Origin of the sequence: Succinatimonas hippei YIT 12066 (assembly GCF_000188195.1) — a bacterium.
Lineage (GTDB): Bacteria > Pseudomonadota > Gammaproteobacteria > Enterobacterales > Succinivibrionaceae > Succinatimonas > Succinatimonas hippei.
The window spans coordinates 1-873 of sequence record NZ_GL830959.1 but is presented as its reverse complement, the minus strand read 5'-3'; the positions used below and the strand labels follow the sequence as shown (position 1 = coordinate 873).

Sequence of the window (873 nt, the reverse complement as noted above, 5' to 3'; positions counted from 1 at the left end):
AAAAGAAGGCATAGAAATCTCTAAAATTAAGTTGGTCAAAATCAAATTTAGGAGTTTCTATGCCACATCTATTATCTATCCGAAATGACCGTAACCGCAAGGCTCAAATTAACGATCGCGCTCTCAAAGAATATTTTTCTTCTACCTCTTCAGCATCTTTCGTCGGTCGTATGGCAAGAAAAGTCGGGCTTAAGCAGAGAAGGTGCCGTTTCAATCCCGTCAGTTTTATTACGGCAATCATTGTGCAAGCAGGCTCGCAAGCCAAGTTCACCATAACTTCAATTTGTGCCCGCTATGCCGCCCTTTCAGGGCAGAGTATGGAGTTAAAACCGTTTCACAATAAAATCAAAAAGCAGTCGGTTGTGCGCCTGATGGGAATAGTACTCAAACAATACGCGAATTTAATCAGTACAAAATTTGTCCGGCAAAAGCACGGAGCATCGTTGTTGGAGATATTAAAACAACACGGATTGAATATTGATGATATCGAAGCAATTGACGGCTCTTATTGGCATGTAAATGACAAACTCGCGGATATTTTTCCGGGATGCCGTACCGCCGCCAAAGGAGATGAACAGCTTGATACCTATGACGAGCAAGGTAATGCCGTAAGAAAGGAGCACAAGAATGCTCAAATCGGTATGCAGACGATATTTTCTTTAGTAAGCGGTATGTTTAAAGCTGTAACTTTTACTGCGGGTACCACTGATGAAAGAGCTTTTGTTCCGGTAGATAAAAATCATCCGGCACTTAAAATCATGGACGCCGGTTATGTCAGCTATGCTTTACTTGAACTCATGCATAAAGCCGGCTCTTATTTTATGCTGCGCGGCAAATGCAATATGACGGGGAAAATCACCTCCTGCTTTCTTA

At 42.2% G+C, this 873-nt stretch carries 1 protein-coding gene; it reads left to right on the top strand.

The window, feature by feature from the left end:
* Nucleotides 1–59 precede the first annotated feature (59 nt).
* Nucleotides 60–873 (top strand): hypothetical protein (locus HMPREF9444_RS02145; RefSeq protein WP_040909096.1); only part of this gene is annotated, 814 nt, incomplete at its 3' end.